At 48.3% G+C, this 3,379-nt stretch carries 3 protein-coding genes; all 3 read right to left on the bottom strand.

What is annotated here, in order from left to right; translation table 11 throughout:
* Positions 1–187: 187 nt before the first annotated feature.
* The 3 genes from JRI95_16655 to JRI95_16645 all read right to left on the bottom strand — a co-directional run bounded on the left by JRI95_16655 (position 188) and on the right by JRI95_16645 (position 3,364).
* Positions 188–709, bottom strand: coding sequence for a hypothetical protein (locus JRI95_16655; GenBank protein MBW2063175.1), 522 nt, complete (start codon positions 707–709; stop codon positions 188–190).
* 694 nt (positions 710–1,403) lie between these two features.
* Entirely contained in the window at positions 1,404–2,681 is a 1,278-nt protein-coding gene (locus JRI95_16650) for an ArgE/DapE family deacylase (protein MBW2063174.1), read from the bottom strand.
* Between the two features lie 44 nt (positions 2,682–2,725).
* Positions 2,726–3,364 carry a hypothetical protein gene (locus JRI95_16645; protein MBW2063173.1) on the bottom strand — a complete coding sequence of 213 codons (639 nt, stop codon included), beginning with the start codon at positions 3,362–3,364 and terminating at the stop codon, positions 2,726–2,728.
* Positions 3,365–3,379 lie beyond the last annotated feature (15 nt).

The raw sequence follows: 3,379 nt of genomic DNA, 5'->3' as shown, positions 1-3,379 counted from the left end.
TCCAGGTGTGTCGTTAATGTTTAAAAAACTGATATTTTTACAGTCAGCTTCAAATAAAAAAAGCAGGGTGGGTGCTGGTGCTTGATTTAGTCTTCACATCAAAAACAGATTAAAAAATAAACCAGCAGCCTGCCCTGCTTAAAGATAATAGCGCTTAACCAGTAACAACCTGAATTTGTTGTAATAATTACTCAAGTTTCAGGCTTTTAAGTATCTCCATCTCTTCATCTTCCAAAGCGCCGAGGGTCCAGAGGTGGACACAAATCCATTTGCCGTCTTTAAAGGCAGACATGATGCCGGTCGTTATCATGGTGCTGCCGCCATACATCCACTCTGTTTCCGCGAAGTAAGCCGGAGAGCCGTCCTGTGTTTCGACAGCCTCATTGGAGATAATTTCGAATTCCGATCCGATCCCGGATTCCACCAGGCCTTTACCATATTCTGCGGCTGCGTCTTCAAGTTTTTTCAGATCTCCCATTTCATAGATTGAAATTGAAAAACCTTTATCCTTATCCGGACCGTCCAGTGTTTTAAGATCTTCTTTTTCATCGGGGGCTTTTTCTGTCCATTCATCAGGCCAGGTCACTGAAAAAGCAGGTGATGCATTTTTAAGTTCCGCGGCGGACGTTATGGACGGTATTACCATAACACCCATTACAAAGATCGCGGCCACAAAAACTACAAAAAGACTTTTTGAGACGTTGGTCATCTTAACTCCTCCTTTTTTGTATAATCCAAAAAATGATGTAGCGCCAAATTTAGTTGTTGTTTTCCGCTTTTCACCCCCCTTCTTTTAATGGGTTTTTTTTCATTCCCTAAGGACATAGGTTTTTTTGACATATTCAAAAAGCTTAAAAACCCGCTGCTATAATAAAGATTGTGAAGACTTTAAAGGTTTCCATCCCTGCACCAAAATGGATGGGACCTCGACCATACATTAGACTAGGTTTTGCTAATTGCAGCGTCAAAACCCATAATATTTTTACGATATGCCGCCGCTGATATCTCTATCTTAGCAAACCTCCATATGGTAAATTTTAATTATAGCTTGAGAAAAAGTTTATATATCACGATTGCAAGGCGTCTAACCCCATACCTGGCGTGAAACTAACATTCAAGGTTTATTCATTCAAATCCGTAAAAGTCCACTATACGAATTACCTGAAATCGGCGATTTGCACCCGGATAATTTCTAGATTACTTATTATCAGCAACTTAGCTTGAATTATGCAGCATCAGCGTGATTCTTTGTTTTACACCTCTTGCACCGCGTTTTGCCATTTGAAAAAAGATTGATTAAAACCGGGAGGTTAGCATTACCAAGCAAAAAGCAAACCTCTCGCTAATCGCATGGAGAAATTTCCAAATTTCTACACAGGGCATATTAAAGTGTTTAATGTGACTTAAACGGTCTCTAACCGGCACCAGTCCATCATAAAGGAAGCCAGGACCTTGGTGCAATTGACTACCGAGTCCAGATCCACATACTCATCAGTGGCATGGGTACGATTACCCCTTGGACCGAAAATCAGTGCGGGTTGATCGAAGTATTGCACATACTGAGTATCGGCGCTGGCTGGCGCACCATACAGGACGACTTCTTTCCCCAGAGCCTTTCCAGCACAGGATTTAAAGTTCGTGACCAAGGGGTGCTTTGGATCCTGCGCCCAGGGCTCGGCCTGCAGCCCGAACCAGATTATTTCCGGTGGGTGATCCTTCAGCCATTCGTCCACCTCGGCTGCCTGTTTTATTGTCGCCTCGACCTGGTTCTTGACCGCAGCCGTATCCTCCCCCGGGATGCTGCCGATGCGGCACTCGATCTCAGCCCAGCTGGGCACGGTTGAAGGCCAGTCGCCGGCTTTATAGGTACCGATATTAAGATGACAGGACCGAGGAGAATATTCCTCAAAAAGGGGATAGTGCACATTTTCGCCCCGCTCCACATCCAGTTGTTCCAGGGCCTGGCAGAGTTTGTTCATTTTCAAGATGGCATTGACACCGACGTGGGCTCGTCCGGCGTGAGCCGGCTTCCCGGTCACTCTGACCCGGAACCAGTGGACTCCTGCCGTAGCGATTGTTATGGTTTCCCCGCTTGGCTCGGAAATAACAAGTCCATCAGCGGTGTAGCCTTCCATAAGGCAGGCCAGGGTGCCGCCGCCCCCCTGCGCCTCTTCCTCAATTACGCTTTCAAGGATGACCGTACCATCCGGCTTCAGGCCTGCTTCGAGCAGGCTCTTTAAGGCGAAGTAATTCGTGACCAGCCCGGCTTTCATGTCTAAGGCTCCCCGCCCGTAAAGCCTGTTGCTGACGACCTTCCCCTCCCAGGGACCATATTCCCAGTCGCCGGCCGGCTCAACAGGAACGACATCGATATGCCCGCTTAGTTTCAAGGATTTTGCTGAAGGGCTGCCTTCGAGAATGCCGATAATATTGGGGCGATCCTTGAAATCGTACCCTGAATGAGAAAAGGCTTTGTGCCGGCTGACCTTGTCGTAGTCGGCTTCAAAAACGATGACCTTCAAACCCAGGTTCAGGAACAGCTCGTTCATCAGCTTCTGGCCTTCGCCCTCGTCTCCGACCAGAGTCGGTATCCGTACCAGGGCCTGAAGCATCCGGGTGATCTCTTCCTTGTTATTATCCACGGCGGCAAAGATTTTCTTTCTGACTTCATTTTGATTCATGCTGCTATTCCTCACGAACTGGTCACCATCAGCGGTACCATATATTATGAGCGGGTTATTTTTTCAATGGGAGCCGGCTGAGTTCGGCCCGTCCAGATGTGAGGCAGAAGCAGGGTATTCATGGTGGAGAATCCCGGCCGGGCCTCAAGCACTCGGGGTATCATGTTAACCGCCACCCCAGCTGTTCCCAGGCCGCCCTTCTGCGAAATTTCCTCCTTTATAGTGATATCCACGCTGGGCGTGCCGTCGATCCGGGCGTAATCGCCAAGTTCCACGCCATCCTCGTCACGATCCGGGGACACGATACCCATTAGGGTGAACCGCAGCTTCTCATTCTTGTCCTGAAATCCCATCACCTCCTGCTTGAAACCGCAGACTCGGCCTTGGGGAATGGTGGCGAACGGGCTTATTCTTCCTTTTTGGGTGATCATGGGTTCTTTGGTCTGCTTGAGTTCATTAATTTGCAGCCCAAGGCAATGTGCCACCATTGCTGATGATTCGAGCAAGCCTATATGCCCGATCGTTTGATTCCTGACGCCTTCACGAAACTCGGAAGCAGAAAGGCCGGCGCCGATGTGGCTCATTTCGTCAGGCCCGTAAGGAGAAAAATCCACCATTCTCCGGACATGGATTTTCTTTATTTCCCAGCAAGGCAGGGAACAGACTATCGGGACAATATCCATGATAAATCCGGGATT

This window comes from Deltaproteobacteria bacterium, from assembly GCA_019308995.1.
In the GTDB taxonomy this organism is placed as follows: Bacteria; Desulfobacterota; Desulfarculia; order Adiutricales; family JAFDHD01; genus JAFDHD01.
Note: the sequence above shows the minus strand (reverse complement) of the source record. Positions and strands in the feature narration are given on the sequence as shown.